This window comes from Acuticoccus sp. (assembly GCF_965213555.1).
GTDB lineage: Bacteria > Pseudomonadota > Alphaproteobacteria > Rhizobiales > Amorphaceae > Acuticoccus.
Genome location: NZ_OZ243890.1, coordinates 3,806,344 through 3,819,552, shown reverse-complemented (window position 1 = coordinate 3,819,552; position 13,209 = coordinate 3,806,344). Strand labels below are relative to the sequence as shown.

Genomic DNA, 13,209 nt, shown 5'->3' with positions numbered 1-13,209 from the left:
CCCAGCATCTAGCGTCCGCGCCAGACCCAAGAGGACAGTGGAGAATCGCCAATGGCGAAGGAGAAGTTCACCCGCGACAAGCCGCACCTCAACATCGGCACCATCGGTCACGTCGACCATGGCAAGACCTCGTTGACAGCGGCGATCACGAAGGTGCTGGCGGAAACGGGCGGCGCAACCTACAAGGCGTACGATCAGATCGACGCCGCGCCCGAGGAGAAGGCCCGCGGCATCACGATCTCGACGGCGCACGTGGAGTACCAGACCGAGAACCGGCACTACGCCCACGTCGACTGCCCGGGCCACGCCGACTACGTGAAGAACATGATCACGGGTGCGGCGCAGATGGACGGCGCGATCCTGGTCGTGTCGGCCGCCGACGGTCCCATGCCGCAGACCCGCGAGCACATACTGCTCGCCCGTCAGGTGGGTGTGCCGGCCATCGTGGTCTTCCTCAACAAGGTCGACCAGGTGGACGACGAGGAGCTGTTGGAGCTCGTCGAGCTCGAGGTGCGCGAGCTCCTGTCGCTCTACGAGTTCCCGGGCGACGACATCCCCATCGTGAAGGGGTCGGCGCTTGCGGCGCTCGAGGACTCCGACAAGGCGATGGGCCACGACGCGGTGCTCGCGTTGATGCGGGAGGTGGACGCCTACATCCCACAGCCCGACCGTCCCATCGACGGCGCGTTCCTGATGCCCATCGAGGACGTGTTCTCGATCTCCGGTCGCGGCACGGTGGTGACGGGCCGGGTGGAGCGCGGCATCGTCAAGGTGGGCGAGGAGGTCGAGATCGTCGGCATCCGCAACACCGCCAAGACGACCGTCACCGGCGTCGAGATGTTCCGCAAGCTGCTCGACCAGGGGCAGGCGGGCGACAACATCGGCGCGCTGCTGCGTGGCGTCGGCCGTGACGACGTCGAGCGCGGTCAGGTGCTGTGCAAGCCCGGCTCGGTGAAGCCGCACAAGAAGTTCAAGGCGTCGGCCTACATCCTCACCAAGGAGGAGGGTGGCCGTCACACGCCGTTCTTCACGAACTATCGTCCGCAGTTCTACTTCCGGACGACGGACGTGACGGGCGTCGTGACCTTGAACGAGGGCACCGAGATGGTGATGCCCGGCGACAACGTCGAGATCAACGTCGAGCTCATCAACCCGATCGCGATGGAGGAGCAGCTCCGCTTCGCGATCCGCGAGGGCGGCCGCACCGTCGGCGCCGGCGTTGTGGCCTCCATCGTCGAGTAGCGGCACAATATCGTTCGGTCGAGCGGGGGCGTCGCCTTGGGCGGCGCCCTTTTTTCGTATCAACGATGATGCAGTTATTTGGCACAAGGAGCTGTGAAAGAGGGGCTTGAAGTTCCTTGGTTGCCTCGTTGCAGCCCTCGCCGGGATCGTAGTTTGCCCGGCGTACGCGCAGCAAGAATTGGAACCGCTTCAAAGGTACCTCCAACGACCTCCTGAGCAACTGAACGCTTCGTATGCGTTTGAACGATGCGCCGGACTGCATTTAGGTGTGCTTGATTACGGGGGAGCCTTTCTGCCGCTGCAACTCCAGCAAAATTCGCAGCAGTTAGTCGTGCTGTTAACGCGTGTCGCAACAACCCTTCGAGTGCATGGCGCTGCGGCCGACCTGGATGCGATGACCAAGTACGTCGTTGACGACGTCGATAGGATTGCGAAGCTTTATCATTCGCGAATGAAGAATAACTACGCGGCTTCTGGCGAGGCTTGGGGATCAGACCCAACGATCCAAAGCGACCTAATCGCGTGCAACGTCGTGATAGAGGTTGCCGGGAAGGCATACCCGTCCTTCAAAGAGTAGTGCTCGGCAGGGGCGACGGGACCCGCGGTAGCTCACCACGCCGACGTTATCGTTTCGTCATTTTCCGGCCAAGGGGGCTGGCAATCCCGGCGACCTTCGATTAGGTAGGCCGACGCCCCGGGAGCGGGGCGACAAGCCAATCCAGTTGACATAAGGCGTGTCGGCCGATCCAGACGGAGGCCGGGTACGCCGCTTTGTCCGTTCCGGCGGGTGCAAAAGAAGATCGATGAACCAGAACATTCGCATTCGCCTGAAGGCGTTCGATCACCGCGTGCTCGACAGCTCCACGCGCGAGATCGTGCAGACCGCGCGACGAACCGGCGCGCAGGTGCGCGGGCCCGTGCCGCTGCCCACGCGCATCGAGCGCTACACCGTCAACCGCTCGCCGCACATCGACAAGAAGAGCCGCGAGCAGTTCGAGATCCGCACCCACAAGCGGCTCCTCGACATCGTCGATCCGACCCCGCAGACCGTCGACGCGCTGATGAAGCTCGACCTTGCGGCCGGCGTCGACGTCGAGATCAAGCTCTAGGTCCGTCGATGCCCACCACCGTCCAGAACCGCTCCTCCGTCGTCGCCCGCAAGCTCGGCATGACGCGCGTCTACAACGAGGCCGGCGAGCACGTGCCGGTGACGGTGCTGTCCCTCGACGGCTGCCAGGTGGTGGCGCACCGCACCGCCGAGCGCGACGGCTACACCGCGCTGCAGCTCGGCGCCGGCCGCGCCAAGGCGAAGAACACCACCCGCGCCATGCGCGGCCACTTCGCCAAGGCGAACGTCGAGCCCAAGCGCAAGCTCGTGGAGTGCCGCGTTGGCGAGGACGCGCTGATCGAGGTGGGCGCGGAGATCACCGCCGACCACTTCGTGCCCGGCCAGTTCGTCGACGTCACCGGAACGTCCATCGGCAAGGGCTTCGCCGGCGCGATGAAGCGGCACAACTTCGGCGGCCTGCGCGCCTCGCACGGCGTGTCGATCTCGCACCGCAGCCACGGCTCGGTCGGCCAGTGCCAGGACCCGGGCAAGATCTTCAAGGGCAAGAAGATGGCCGGCCACATGGGCCAGGTCCGCGTCACCACACAGAACCTCAAGGTCGTGCGTGCGGACGTCGAGCGCGGGCTCATCCTGGTCGCCGGGGCGGTGCCGGGCGCGACGAACTCGTGGATCGTTGTGCGCGATGCGGTGAAGCGCGCGGCACCGGCCGAGGCGCCGAGCCCCGGCGCGTTCCGCATGCCCGAGCGCGACCCCGAGCCGACGGCGCAGGATGCCGCTCCCGCAGCTCCGGTGGACGAGGCTGCGCTCGTCAACGAGCCTCAGGACCCGGCGGCCGACGCGCCCGCCGGCACCGTTGAGACGGCGGGCAAGAACGCGGCCGACGGCGAGCCCATGGAGGGCACGCCGAACTCGCCCGATGCGGTGAACGCGCCGGAGGGGGCGTCGGCCGACGTCAACGCCGCCGACGACAACAAGGACCGCTCGTGATGGACATCGAGGTCAGGACCCTCACCGGCGAGACCCAGGGCACCGTCAGCTTGCCCGAGGCGACGTTCGGCCTCGAGCCCCGGGCGGACATCCTCCACAGGGTCGTGCGCTGGCAGCTTGCCAAGCGGCAGCAGGGCACGCACGCCACGAAGTCGCGCGGCGAGATCAACGCCACCGGTAAGAAGATGTACCGCCAGAAGGGGACGGGTCGCGCCCGCCACTCCGACAAGAAGGCGACGCAGTTCCGCGGCGGCGCGAAGCCGCACGGACCGAAGCCGCGCAGCCACGCCATCGACCTGCCGAAGAAGGTGCGCGCGCTTGGCCTCAAGCACGCGCTGTCGGCCAAGGCGCGCAGCGATGAACTCATCATCATCGACCGGGCGGCGGTGGAGGCCATCAAGACGAAGGCCCTGCGGACGCAGTTCGCGGCCCTCGGCCTGGCGAACGCGCTCATCATCGACGGCGAGGTGGACGCCGTCTTCGCGAAGGCCGCGCGCAACATCCCGCTCATCGACGTGCTCCCGGTGGCGGGGCTCAACGTTTACGACATCCTGCGTCGCGAGAAGCTCGTGCTGACGCGTGCCGCGCTGGAGGGCATCGAGGCACGGTTCGCTTCCGGCGCCAACGGGACGCCTGACACAGCCGACGACGGCGGGCCGCAGGGTGCCGCGGCGGTGCCGTCCCCGGCGGCGGACGTCGCTGCGCTCGCGGGCGCCGCGATGGCGACCGGGGCGGCGGCGATGGCCGGTGCGCTCGCCGGGGCGACCGGCGGCGGCCAGGGCGGCGAGGAGCCCGAGCCCACCGATGCGCCCGAGCCCACCGATGCGCCCGAGCCCACCGATGCGGAGGATGCGGGCCGACGGGGCTCGTTGGCGGCATCCCGGTGGAGGAGGGGGGCGATGCCCCGCGCGGCGCCACGCTCGAGGACACCGGTCCGTCCGAGGTGGACGCGGACGACGCGCCGGGTGATACCGGCGCCGAGGGGACCCGCTGATGGCCATCGCGCTCAACCACTACGACGTCGTCGTGGCGCCGGTGATCACCGAGAAGTCCACCGAGGCGTCGGAGAACAACCAGGTCGTCTTCCGCGTCGCGAAGACCGCGTCGAAGCCGCAGATCAAGGCGGCCGTGGAGGCCCTCTTCTCGGTCAAGGTGACGGCGGTCAACACGCTGGTGCGCAAGGGCAAGATGAAGCGCTTCCGCGGCATTCGCGGCCGTCAGTCGGACGTGAAGCACGCGGTGGTGACGCTCGCCGACGGCCAGAACATCGACGTGACGACGGGGCTCTGATCCATGGCACTGAAGCACTTCAACCCCACCTCGCCGGGCCAGCGCCAGCTCGTCATCGTCAAGCGCGACGGGCTCTACAAGGGCGATCCCGTCAAGTCGCTGACCGAGGGGCTGACCAAGTCCGGCGGGCGCAACAACCGCGGCCGCAAGACGAGCCGCCACCGCGGCGGCGGCCACAAGCGCGCCTACCGCATGGTGGACTTCAAGCGTCGCGCGAAGTTCGGCATGTCGGCCACCGTCGAGCGGCTCGAGTACGACCCGAACCGGTCGGCCTTCATCGCCCTCATCAAGTACGAGGACGGTGAGCTCGCCTACATCCTCGCGCCGCAGCGCCTCGGCGAGGGCGACCGCGTGGTGGCCGGCGAGCGGGTGGACGTGAAGCCCGGCAACGCGATGCCGCTGGCGTCGATCCCGGTGGGCACGATCATCCACAACGTGGAGATGAAGCCGATGAAGGGCGGGCAGATCGCGCGATCGGCCGGCACCTACGCGCAGCTCGTCGGCCGCGACGGGCCCTACGCGGTGCTGCGCCTGCAGTCGGGCGAGCAGCGCATCGTCCCGGGCGCCTGCATGGCGACCGTGGGTGCGGTGTCGAACCCCGACCACGGCAACATCAACCTGTCGAAGGCGGGCCGCTCGCGCTGGCTCGGCCGCAGGCCGCAGACCCGCGGCGTCGCCATGAACCCGATCGACCACCCGCACGGCGGCGGCGAGGGCCGAACCTCGGGCGGCCGCCACCCGGTGACGCCGTGGGGCCAGCCCACCAAGGGCAAGCGCACCCGCTCCAACAAGGCGACGGACAAGTACATCGTCCGCTCGCGCCACGCACGGAAGAAGTGATGTCGGATGGCAAAGGCGCCCTGGTGGGTTTGGGCGGGCTTTGCCGTCCTGGTGACCGGCCTCGGCTGGAAGTACGCACTGTTGTTTGGATGAAGCTATGACGCGCTCGGTTTGGAAAGGCCCGTTCATCGACGGGTACCTTCTGAAGAAGGCGGAGAAGGTCCGCGAGGGTGGGCGCAACGAGGTCATCAAGATCTGGTCGCGCCGCTCGACGATCCTGCCCCACTTCGTGGGGCTGACGTTCGGCGTCTACAACGGGCAGAAGCACGTGCCGGTGCTCGTGACCGAGGACATGGTGGGGCACAAGTTCGGCGAGTTCTCGCCGACGCGCACGTACTACGGTCACGGTGCCGACAAGAAGGCGAGGCGCAAGTAATGGGCAAGGCCAAGCGGCCGCGCGACCTCGCCGACACCGAGGCGCGGGCGGTCAACAAGATGATCCGCATCTCGCCGCAGAAGCTCAACCTCGTGGCGGCGTTGATCCGCGGCAAGCCGGTGGCGAAGGCGCTCGCGGAGCTGGAGTTCAGCCGCAAGCGCATCTCCGGCGACGTGAGGAAGACGCTGGAGTCGGCCATCGCCAACGCCGAGAACAACCACGACCTCGACGTCGACGCGCTCGTCGTCAAGGAAGCCTACGTGGGCAAGGCGCTTGTGATGAAGCGCTTCTCGCCCCGCGGGCGGGGCAAGGTCGGGTCGATCCACAAGCCGTTCTCGCACCTCACCATCGTGGTGCGCGAAGTCGAGGAGGCCGCCTGATGGGACACAAGGTTTCGCCGGTCGGGCTGCGCCTCGGCATCAACCGCACCTGGGATTCGCGCTGGTACGCCGAGGGCAACGAGTACGGCCGGCTCCTGCACGAGGACCTGAAGATCCGCGGGGCCCTGATGCGCGACCTGAAGCAGGCCGCGATATCGAAGGTCGTCATCGAGCGGCCGCACAAGAAGTGCCGGGTGACGATCCACTCGGCGCGCCCCGGCGTCGTCATCGGCAAGAAGGGCGCCGACATCGACAAGCTGAGGAAGCGCGTCGCGGCGATGACGGACTCCGAGGTCCACATCAACATCGTCGAGGTGCGCAAGCCCGAGATCGACGCCACGTTGGTGGCTGCGTCCATCGCGCAGCAGCTCGAGCGCCGCATCGCGTTCCGCCGCGCCATGAAGCGCGCGGTACAGACGGCGATGCGCATGGGCGCCGGCGGCATCCGCATCAACTGCGGCGGCCGGCTCGGCGGTGCGGAGATCGCGCGCACCGAGTGGTACCGCGAGGGCCGCGTGCCGCTGCACACGCTGCGCGCCGACATCGACTACGGGACGGCCGAGGCGAAGACCGCCTACGGCGTATGCGGCGTCAAGGTCTGGATCTTCAAGGGTGAGATCCTCGAGCACGACCCGATGGCGTCGGAGCGCCGCGCCACCGAAGCGGCGAACCAGGGCTCGTCGGGCCGCCGCCGCAGCGAGGACAGGGACCGAGGCTAATGCTGCAGCCAAAGCGGACGAAGTTCCGCAAGCAACACAAGGGTCGCATCCACGGCGAGGCGAAGGGCGGGTTCGACCTGAACTTCGGTGCCTACGGCCTGAAGGCGTTGGAGCCGGAGCGGGTGACCGCGCGCCAGATCGAGGCGGCGCGGCGTGCCATGACGCGCCACATGAAGCGTCAGGGCCGCGTGTGGATCCGCATCTTCCCGGACGTCCCGGTGTCGAAGAAGCCGACCGAGGTGCGCATGGGCAAGGGCAAGGGGTCCGTGGAGTACTGGGCCGCGCGCGTCCACCCCGGCCGCATCATGTTCGAGATCGACGGCGTCGCCGAGGACATCGCGCGGGAGGCGTTCCGCCTCGCCGGGGCGAAGCTGCCGATCAAGACGAAGGTCGTGCAGAGGGTGCCGGAATGAGGGCCGAGGACGTGCGCGCCAAGACGTCGGACGAGCTCGTCGACGCGCTCCGCGACCTGAAGAAGGAGCAGTTCAACCTGCGCTTCCAGGCCGCCACGGGGCAGCTCGAGAACACCGGGCGGGTGCGCCTGGTGCGGCGCGACATCGCGCGCATCAAGACGGTGCTCGGCCAACGCCGCCGCGAGGCTGCGGCCAAGGAGACGACGAATGCCTAAGCGACAGCTCGAGGGGATCGTCGCGTCCGCGAAGGGCAACAAGACCATCGTGGTGACGGTGGAGCGCCGCTTCGCGCATCCGCTCCTCAAGAAGACCGTGCGGCGCACCAAGCGCTACAACGCGCACGACGAGACCAACCGCTACGGCGAAGGGGACCGGGTGCGCATCGAGGAGTGCCGGCCGCTGTCGAAGACCAAGTCCTGGCGCGTCATCGGCGCGCTGACGCCGGCGGGCGAGCTCATCCTCTCCGACGCCGCGGCGCAGGCCGCAGCTGCCGATGCGATGGCCCACGGGGCGGATGCCGCCGCCGCAGAGGAGGCGGGGAAGCGCGCCGCAGCCGAGGCTGGGAGTGGCGCCGACGCCTAGGGCGGGCGGGCGCCGGCCGCATTCGCGCTCGGTGAGGGCAACCGACGTGGTGGGGAAAGTATGCCGAGGTGGCGCTGTGAGTGCGGCTCGGTGGTTAGGGACCAAGGCGACGCCGACGAGCATGTCTACAAGATGGCCTCCGAAAAGGACTTCACTGAACACGATACGGCCGGCGATCCGTATGGGGAACTACTTGCTCGGGCGATCAGGGTGGTTCGATGTCAGGCGTGTGGGCGCTTGTTCATCGACTGGCTGAACGATGGCAAGACATCGATCTACCAGGTCGAACAGGAATGGGATGACGAACGGCAGCGGTACCGTCCACATAGCGGGCTGACCAAGCTGCGGAGGGAGGTTCAGGAGTTCGTACTCAACCTCATTGAACGTCGAGTTCACGTTACACACGTGTTCCAAGGAAAGAAGACCAATGATTCAGATGCAGACTAACCTCGCCGTCGCCGACAACTCGGGCGCACGCCGGGTCATGTGCATCAAGGTGCTGGGCGGGTCGAAGCGCAAGTACGCCTCGGTCGGCGACATCATTGTCGTGTCGATCAAGGAGGCGTCCCCGCGCGGGCGCGTCAAGAAGGGCGACGTCGCCAAGGCCGTGGTGGTGCGCACCGCCAAGGACATCAAGCGCGCGGACGGCTCCGTCATCCGCTTCGACGGCAACGCGGCCGTCCTCATCAACAACAACAAGGAGCCGATCGGCACGCGCATCTTCGGGCCCGTGCCGCGCGAGCTGCGGCAGTCGAACCACATGAAGATCATCTCGCTCGCTCCGGAGGTCCTCTGACATGGCCGCCAAGGTGAAGAAGGGCGACCGCGTCATCGTGCTCGCCGGTCGCGACAGGGGCAAGTCGGGGGAGGTGCTCTCGGTCGACCCCAAGCGCGGCCGCGCGACGGTGTCCGGGGTCAACACGGTGCAGCGCCATACGCGCCAGTCGGCGAAGTCGGAGGGTGGCATCATCCCGAAGGCCGGACCGATCGACCTGTCGAACCTTGCCCACGAGGATCCCAAGGACGGCAAGCCGACCCGCGTCGGCTTCCGCTTCGAGGGCGGCAAGAAGGTGCGCTTCGCCAAGCGCTCGGGGGAGCTCATCGATGGCTGACGTGATGGACGCGCCGGAGACGACCTCTGGCCTGCCGCAGGGCTACGAGCCGCGCTTCGTCAAGCTCTACCGGGAGAAGGTCGTCCCGGGGCTGATGGAGAAGTTCGCCTACAAGAACCCGATGATGGTGCCGCGCGTCGACAAGGTCGTGCTCAACATGGGGGTCGGCGAGGCGGTGGCGGACTCGCGCAAGGTGCAGTCCGCGCTGCGCGACCTCGCGCTCATCGCCGGCCAGCAGCCGGTGGTGACGCGGGCGAAGAACTCCATCGCGAACTTCAAGGTTCGCGAGAACATGCCGCTCGGCTGCAAGGTCACGTTGCGCCGCCAACGCATGTATGAGTTCCTGGACAGGTTCGTGACCATCGCGCTGCCGCGGGTGAAGGACTTCCGCGGGCTGAACCCCAAGTCGTTCGACGGTCGCGGCAACTTCGCGACCGGCATGAAGGAGCACCTGGTGTTCCCCGAGATCGTCTATGACAAGGTCGATCAGGTCTGGGGCATGGACATCATCGTGACGACCACGGCAAGGACGGACGACGAGGCTCGCGAGATGCTGCGCCTGTTCAACTTTCCGTTCCGCGACGCGTCGACGAGGACATAGGCATGGCCAAGAAGGGCAAGATCGAGAACAACGCCAAGCGCCGTCGGCTGGTCGACCAGTACGCGGCGAAGCGCGCCGAGCTGCGCGGGGTGACGCGCAACCAGGACGCTCCCATGGAGGAGCGCTTCGCCGCGCAGCTGAAGCTCGCCGAGCTGCCGCGCAACTCCGCGCCGAACCGGGTGAAGAACCGTTGCGACGTGACGGGCCGGCCCAAGGCGTACTATCGCAAGCTTCGCATGAGCCGCATCGCGCTGCGCGACCTTGGGTCGGACGGCAAGATCCCGGGCCTCGTGAAGTCGAGCTGGTAGGGGGGCAGCCATGAACCTGACCGATCCCCTCGGCGACATGCTGACGCGCATCCGCAACGCGCAGATGCGCAAGCGCTCCTCGGTTCAGACGCCGGGCTCGAAGCTCCGCACCACCGTGCTCGACGTGTTGAAGTCCGAGGGCTACATCCGCGGCTACGCGGTGACGACGCACGACAACGGGCGCTCGGAGATCGAGATCGAGCTCAAGTACTACGACGGCGCGCCGGTGATCCGCGAGATCAAGCGGGTGTCCAAGCCCGGCCGGCGGGTGTACTCCTCGGTGGGGACGCTGCCGCGGGTGCGCGACGGCCTCGGCATCTCGATCCTGTCGACGTCGAAGGGCGTCATGAGCGAGCACCAGGCGCGCGACGCGAACGTCGGCGGCGAGGTGCTGTGCCAGGTATTCTAGGAAGAGCGAAATGAGCCGGATCGGCAAGCTCGCGGTGCCCGTCCCCCAGGGCGTCACCGCCAACATCGACGGCCAGACCGTCACCGTAAGGGGCCCGAAGGGGGAGCTGTCGTTCACCGTCCCCGACCGGTGCACGGTTGCGATGACCGACGACGGCATCAAGGTCGACCCGGTCAACCAGGAGCGCGAGGCGCGGTCCATGTGGGGCCTGTCGCGCACCATGGTGGCGAACCTCGTGACCGGCGTGACGGAAGGCTTCACCAGGGCGCTGCAGATCAACGGCGTCGGCTACCGCGCCGCCGTGCAGGGCAAGGACCTGACGCTCGCCCTCGGCTACAGCCATGATGTGAGGTATCCGATCCCCGCGGGGATCGACATCAGGTGCCCGAAGCCGACGGAGATCGTCGTCTCCGGGATCGACAAGCAGCGCGTGGGTCAGGTCGCGGCCGAGATCCGCAAGTGGCGTCCGCCCGAGCCCTACAAGGGCAAGGGCGTGAAGTACGCGGACGAGACGGTCGTGCGCAAGGAAGGCAAGAAGAAGTGAGCCGGGAACGCATTCGCTCAGAGCGTCGCGCCGCGCGCGTCCGCCGTCAGCTGCGGAAGGCGGCCAACGGACGACCGCGGCTGTCGGTGTTCCGCTCCTCGCGGCACATCTACGTCCAGGTGGTCGACGATGCGGCCGGGCGCACGGTGGCCGCCGCGTCGACGCTGGAGAAGGCGCTGCGCGACGAGCTGAGGACGGGCGCGGACACGGCCGCGGCCGCCCGGGTCGGCGCGCTGATCGCCGAGCGCGCCCGGGAGGCAGGCGTGCAACGGGTGATCTTCGACCGCGGCGGACGGCTCTATCATGGGCGGCTCAAGGCGCTGGCGGATGCGGCGCGCGAGGGCGGCCTCGAGTTCTAAGGCTCGGCACGCGGGCGACCGAACGGCCGGGAAGGGAGTGTTATGGCAGACGATCATCGTGGAGGACGGGGCCGCGGACGTGGCCGCGATCGCGATCGCGACGACGAGGACAACGAGTTCACCGACAAGCTCGTCCACATCAACCGTGTGGCGAAGGTGGTGAAGGGCGGTCGGCGGTTCGGCTTCGCTGCGCTCGTCGTGGTGGGCGACACCAAGGGGCGCGTGGGCTTCGGTCACGGCAAGGCGCGTGAGGTGCCCGAGGCGATCCGCAAGGCGACCGAGGGCGCGAAGCGCACCTTGATCCGCGTGCCGCTGCGCGAGGGGCGCACGCTGCATCACGATGTCGGTGGCCGCTGGGGCGCGGGCAAGGTGTTCCTGCGGGCAGCGCCCGCAGGCACGGGCATCATCGCCGGCGGTCCCATGCGCGCGGTGTTCGAGACGCTGGGCGTGCACGACATCGTCGCGAAGTCGCTCGGCTCGTCGAACCCGTACAACATGATCCGGGCGACGTTCGAGGCGCTCAAGGACCAGGACTCGCCGCGCTCGGTGGCAGCACGCCGTGGCATCAAGGTCTCGGCGCTGCAGGCCCGTCGTCGCGACGCCGGCACCGACGTGCCCCTCGAGGCGGACGCGACGGAGACGCCCGCCGGGGGCGAGGCCAACGTGGAGATGGCGTGATGCCGGACCATCGCGTGACGAAGGGGGCCGAGGCGGCGCGGTCGGTCGGCCGCCCGGTCATCACGGTTGAGCAGGTCGGCTCGCCGATCCGACGGCCGCAGGAGCAGAGGGCGACGTTGAAGGGCCTCGGGCTCAACAAGATGCATCGCCGCCGCACCCTGGAGGACACGCCCGCCGTGCGCGGGATGATCGCCAAGGTGCAGCACCTCGTGCGCATTGTGGAGGCGTGACGTGAGGCTGAACGATCTCAGGGACAACCCGGGGGCGAACAAGCCCAAGCGCCGGCTCGGCCGCGGCATCGGCTCGGGGCGGGGCAAGACCGCGGGCCGCGGCGTGAAGGGGCAGAAGTCCCGCTCGGGCGTCGCCATCAAGGGCTTCGAGGGTGGGCAGATGCCGCTCCACCGCCGGCTGCCCAAGCGCGGCTTCAACAACATCTTCGCGCGGGACTACAACATCGTCTCGGTCGGTAAGCTGCAGGCCGCGGTCGACGCGGGGCGGATCGACCCGTCCGCGCCGGTGACGGCCGAGACTCTGGTCGCGGCCGGCATCCTGCGCCGCGCCAAGGACGGCGTGCGGGTGCTGGGCGACGGCGACGTCTGGACGGCGCTCACGGTGTCGGTCGCCGGCGCGTCGAAGGGCGCGCGCGAGGCGATCGAGAAGGCCGGCGGGACGCTCAACGTGCTCGCGCCTCCCGCACCGAAGCCGGCGCAGGACGCCAAGGCGTAGCGCTCGGGGGACGGCGGGGCGGCCACGCGGCCCGGGGCTGGCGGCGCGAACGAGGCTGCGATGGGCCACGTGTTCTACGCCGGGTTGGCGTTCGTCGCCGGGCTCGGCGTCCCGGCGTTGGCTGCGATGAGCGGCATCCTCGGCGCGCGCATGGGGACCGCCTTCCTCGCCAGCGCGATCACGCTGCTCGTCGGCGGTGCGGTCGTCCTGTGCGTGTTCGCGTTCGCTGGCCCGCCCCGCGGCGGCATCACGTGGCCGTGGCCGACGATCGGCTACGCTGCAGGGCTGTTCTCCGCGCTCTACATCATCGCCATCACGCTCGCCGCGCCGCGGATCGGCGTCGCGAACGCAGTCTTCCTGGTCATCCTCGGCCAGCTCGTCTCTGCGGGAGTGATCGACCACTTCGGCTTGTTCGGGGCGCCGCAGGTCCCCATGTCGTGGAAGCGGGCGGGTGGTGTCGCGCTGATGGCGGTCGGCGTCTTCCTCGCACGCCGCCCGGTATGACGCAGCGCCCTCGATGGCACGGGACGCCGGCGGAGGAGGATCGCAGCCGCGCCGAGCGGCTTGCGCCCGA

Annotated in this window: 22 protein-coding genes and 3 pseudogenes; all 25 read left to right on the top strand. The window is 68.5% G+C overall.

Features of this window, described 5'->3' with window-relative positions; genetic code table 11:
• The first annotated feature begins 51 nt into the window (after positions 1-51).
• The 25 genes and pseudogenes from tuf (at position 52) to ACOOE8_RS17805 (ending at position 13,139) form a co-directional block, all read left to right on the top strand.
• The gene (gene tuf / locus ACOOE8_RS17925) at positions 52-1,242 is read left to right on the top strand and encodes an elongation factor Tu (protein WP_420392759.1); all 1,191 of its coding nucleotides are present in this window, start codon (positions 52-54) and stop codon (positions 1,240-1,242) included.
• Positions 1,243-1,348: 106 nt separating this feature from the next.
• The gene (locus ACOOE8_RS17920; protein WP_420392758.1) at positions 1,349-1,819 is read left to right on the top strand and encodes a hypothetical protein; all 471 of its coding nucleotides are present in this window, start codon (positions 1,349-1,351) and stop codon (positions 1,817-1,819) included.
• 226 nt (positions 1,820-2,045) lie between these two features.
• Positions 2,046-2,351, top strand: a complete 306-nt coding sequence (rpsJ, locus tag ACOOE8_RS17915; RefSeq protein WP_075219904.1) for a 30S ribosomal protein S10 — start codon at positions 2,046-2,048, stop codon at positions 2,349-2,351.
• Between the two features lie 8 nt (positions 2,352-2,359).
• A pseudogene (gene rplC, locus ACOOE8_RS17910) lies at positions 2,360-3,046 on the top strand (50S ribosomal protein L3); the annotation flags it as partial.
• A gap of 251 nt (positions 3,047-3,297) precedes the next feature.
• A pseudogene (rplD, locus tag ACOOE8_RS17905) lies at positions 3,298-3,909 on the top strand (50S ribosomal protein L4); the annotation flags it as partial.
• Between the two features lie 382 nt (positions 3,910-4,291).
• On the top strand, positions 4,292-4,588 hold the full coding sequence (locus tag ACOOE8_RS17900) for a 50S ribosomal protein L23 (protein WP_420392757.1): 297 nt from the start codon (positions 4,292-4,294) through the stop codon (positions 4,586-4,588).
• A 3-nt stretch (positions 4,589-4,591) separates the two neighbouring features.
• Entirely contained in the window at positions 4,592-5,428 is an 837-nt protein-coding gene (rplB, locus tag ACOOE8_RS17895) for a 50S ribosomal protein L2 (RefSeq protein ID WP_420392756.1), read from the top strand.
• A 97-nt stretch (positions 5,429-5,525) separates the two neighbouring features.
• A complete protein-coding gene (gene rpsS, locus ACOOE8_RS17890; RefSeq protein WP_420392755.1) occupies positions 5,526-5,804 on the top strand; it encodes a 30S ribosomal protein S19 in 279 nt (92 codons plus the stop codon).
• Positions 5,804-6,184 (top strand): 50S ribosomal protein L22, encoded by a 381-nt coding sequence (gene rplV, locus ACOOE8_RS17885; RefSeq protein WP_420392754.1) that lies wholly within the window; start codon positions 5,804-5,806, stop codon positions 6,182-6,184. Before rpsS ends, rplV begins: the two co-directional genes overlap by 1 nt.
• Entirely contained in the window at positions 6,184-6,903 is a 720-nt protein-coding gene (gene rpsC / locus ACOOE8_RS17880; protein WP_420392753.1) for a 30S ribosomal protein S3, read from the top strand. Before rplV ends, rpsC begins: the two co-directional genes overlap by 1 nt.
• The gene (gene rplP / locus ACOOE8_RS17875) at positions 6,903-7,316 is read left to right on the top strand and encodes a 50S ribosomal protein L16 (RefSeq protein ID WP_420392752.1); all 414 of its coding nucleotides are present in this window, start codon (positions 6,903-6,905) and stop codon (positions 7,314-7,316) included. Before rpsC ends, rplP begins: the two co-directional genes overlap by 1 nt.
• Entirely contained in the window at positions 7,313-7,531 is a 219-nt protein-coding gene (gene rpmC / locus ACOOE8_RS17870; RefSeq protein WP_420392751.1) for a 50S ribosomal protein L29, read from the top strand. The genes rplP and rpmC overlap by 4 nt, the downstream gene beginning before the upstream one ends.
• Positions 7,524-7,751: pseudogene (rpsQ, locus tag ACOOE8_RS17865) on the top strand (30S ribosomal protein S17); the annotation flags it as partial. The gene rpmC and the pseudogene rpsQ, both read left to right, overlap by 8 nt.
• A 279-nt stretch (positions 7,752-8,030) precedes the next feature.
• On the top strand, positions 8,031-8,345 hold the full coding sequence (locus ACOOE8_RS17860; RefSeq protein WP_420392750.1) for a hypothetical protein: 315 nt from the start codon (positions 8,031-8,033) through the stop codon (positions 8,343-8,345).
• The gene (gene rplN / locus ACOOE8_RS17855) at positions 8,326-8,694 is read left to right on the top strand and encodes a 50S ribosomal protein L14 (RefSeq protein WP_420392749.1); all 369 of its coding nucleotides are present in this window, start codon (positions 8,326-8,328) and stop codon (positions 8,692-8,694) included. The genes ACOOE8_RS17860 and rplN overlap by 20 nt, the downstream gene beginning before the upstream one ends.
• A 1-nt stretch (position 8,695) precedes the next feature.
• Complete coding sequence (gene rplX, locus ACOOE8_RS17850; RefSeq protein ID WP_420392748.1) at positions 8,696-9,010, top strand: 50S ribosomal protein L24; 315 nt, start codon at positions 8,696-8,698, stop codon at positions 9,008-9,010.
• 4 nt (positions 9,011-9,014) lie between these two features.
• Positions 9,015-9,611 (top strand): 50S ribosomal protein L5, encoded by a 597-nt coding sequence (gene rplE / locus ACOOE8_RS17845; RefSeq protein WP_420394738.1) that lies wholly within the window; start codon positions 9,015-9,017, stop codon positions 9,609-9,611.
• A gap of 2 nt (positions 9,612-9,613) precedes the next feature.
• Complete coding sequence (gene rpsN, locus ACOOE8_RS17840) at positions 9,614-9,919, top strand: 30S ribosomal protein S14 (protein ID WP_420392747.1); 306 nt, start codon at positions 9,614-9,616, stop codon at positions 9,917-9,919.
• Between the two features lie 10 nt (positions 9,920-9,929).
• Positions 9,930-10,328 (top strand): 30S ribosomal protein S8, encoded by a 399-nt coding sequence (gene rpsH, locus ACOOE8_RS17835; protein ID WP_420392746.1) that lies wholly within the window; start codon positions 9,930-9,932, stop codon positions 10,326-10,328.
• Between the two features lie 10 nt (positions 10,329-10,338).
• A complete protein-coding gene (rplF, locus tag ACOOE8_RS17830; RefSeq protein ID WP_420392745.1) occupies positions 10,339-10,872 on the top strand; it encodes a 50S ribosomal protein L6 in 534 nt (177 codons plus the stop codon).
• The gene (rplR, locus tag ACOOE8_RS17825) at positions 10,869-11,231 is read left to right on the top strand and encodes a 50S ribosomal protein L18 (RefSeq protein WP_420392744.1); all 363 of its coding nucleotides are present in this window, start codon (positions 10,869-10,871) and stop codon (positions 11,229-11,231) included. The genes rplF and rplR overlap by 4 nt, the downstream gene beginning before the upstream one ends.
• Positions 11,232-11,273: 42 nt before the next feature.
• Complete coding sequence (rpsE, locus tag ACOOE8_RS17820) at positions 11,274-11,909, top strand: 30S ribosomal protein S5 (protein WP_420392743.1); 636 nt, start codon at positions 11,274-11,276, stop codon at positions 11,907-11,909.
• Positions 11,909-12,139 (top strand): 50S ribosomal protein L30, encoded by a 231-nt coding sequence (gene rpmD / locus ACOOE8_RS17815; RefSeq protein WP_420392742.1) that lies wholly within the window; start codon positions 11,909-11,911, stop codon positions 12,137-12,139. The genes rpsE and rpmD overlap by 1 nt, the downstream gene beginning before the upstream one ends.
• A 1-nt stretch (position 12,140) precedes the next feature.
• Positions 12,141-12,635 carry a 50S ribosomal protein L15 gene (gene rplO / locus ACOOE8_RS17810; RefSeq protein ID WP_420392741.1) on the top strand — a complete coding sequence of 165 codons (495 nt, stop codon included), beginning with the start codon at positions 12,141-12,143 and terminating at the stop codon, positions 12,633-12,635.
• A 60-nt stretch (positions 12,636-12,695) separates the two neighbouring features.
• On the top strand, positions 12,696-13,139 hold the full coding sequence (locus tag ACOOE8_RS17805) for a DMT family transporter (protein WP_420392740.1): 444 nt from the start codon (positions 12,696-12,698) through the stop codon (positions 13,137-13,139).
• Positions 13,140-13,209 lie beyond the last annotated feature (70 nt).

Bases quoted from the DNA above. Each gene is read 5' to 3' on its own strand.
- tuf (WP_420392759.1), top strand. From the start codon at position 52: ATGGCGAAGGAGAAGTTCACCCGCGACAAGCCGCACCTCAACATCGGC.
- rpsJ (WP_075219904.1), top strand. From the start codon at position 2,046: ATGAACCAGAACATTCGCATTCGCCTGAAGGCGTTCGATCACCGCGTG.
- ACOOE8_RS17900 (WP_420392757.1), top strand. From the start codon at position 4,292: ATGGCCATCGCGCTCAACCACTACGACGTCGTCGTGGCGCCGGTGATC.
- rplB (WP_420392756.1), top strand. From the start codon at position 4,592: ATGGCACTGAAGCACTTCAACCCCACCTCGCCGGGCCAGCGCCAGCTC.
- rpsS (WP_420392755.1), top strand. From the start codon at position 5,526: ATGACGCGCTCGGTTTGGAAAGGCCCGTTCATCGACGGGTACCTTCTG.
- rplV (WP_420392754.1), top strand. From the start codon at position 5,804: ATGGGCAAGGCCAAGCGGCCGCGCGACCTCGCCGACACCGAGGCGCGG.
- rpsC (WP_420392753.1), top strand. From the start codon at position 6,184: ATGGGACACAAGGTTTCGCCGGTCGGGCTGCGCCTCGGCATCAACCGC.
- rplP (WP_420392752.1), top strand. From the start codon at position 6,903: ATGCTGCAGCCAAAGCGGACGAAGTTCCGCAAGCAACACAAGGGTCGC.
- rpmC (WP_420392751.1), top strand. From the start codon at position 7,313: ATGAGGGCCGAGGACGTGCGCGCCAAGACGTCGGACGAGCTCGTCGAC.
- ACOOE8_RS17860 (WP_420392750.1), top strand. From the start codon at position 8,031: ATGGCCTCCGAAAAGGACTTCACTGAACACGATACGGCCGGCGATCCG.
- rplN (WP_420392749.1), top strand. From the start codon at position 8,326: ATGATTCAGATGCAGACTAACCTCGCCGTCGCCGACAACTCGGGCGCA.
- rplX (WP_420392748.1), top strand. From the start codon at position 8,696: ATGGCCGCCAAGGTGAAGAAGGGCGACCGCGTCATCGTGCTCGCCGGT.
- rplE (WP_420394738.1), top strand. From the start codon at position 9,015: ATGGACGCGCCGGAGACGACCTCTGGCCTGCCGCAGGGCTACGAGCCG.
- rpsN (WP_420392747.1), top strand. From the start codon at position 9,614: ATGGCCAAGAAGGGCAAGATCGAGAACAACGCCAAGCGCCGTCGGCTG.
- rpsH (WP_420392746.1), top strand. From the start codon at position 9,930: ATGAACCTGACCGATCCCCTCGGCGACATGCTGACGCGCATCCGCAAC.
- rplF (WP_420392745.1), top strand. From the start codon at position 10,339: ATGAGCCGGATCGGCAAGCTCGCGGTGCCCGTCCCCCAGGGCGTCACC.
- rpsE (WP_420392743.1), top strand. From the start codon at position 11,274: ATGGCAGACGATCATCGTGGAGGACGGGGCCGCGGACGTGGCCGCGAT.
- rpmD (WP_420392742.1), top strand. From the start codon at position 11,909: ATGCCGGACCATCGCGTGACGAAGGGGGCCGAGGCGGCGCGGTCGGTC.
- ACOOE8_RS17805 (WP_420392740.1), top strand. From the start codon at position 12,696: ATGGGCCACGTGTTCTACGCCGGGTTGGCGTTCGTCGCCGGGCTCGGC.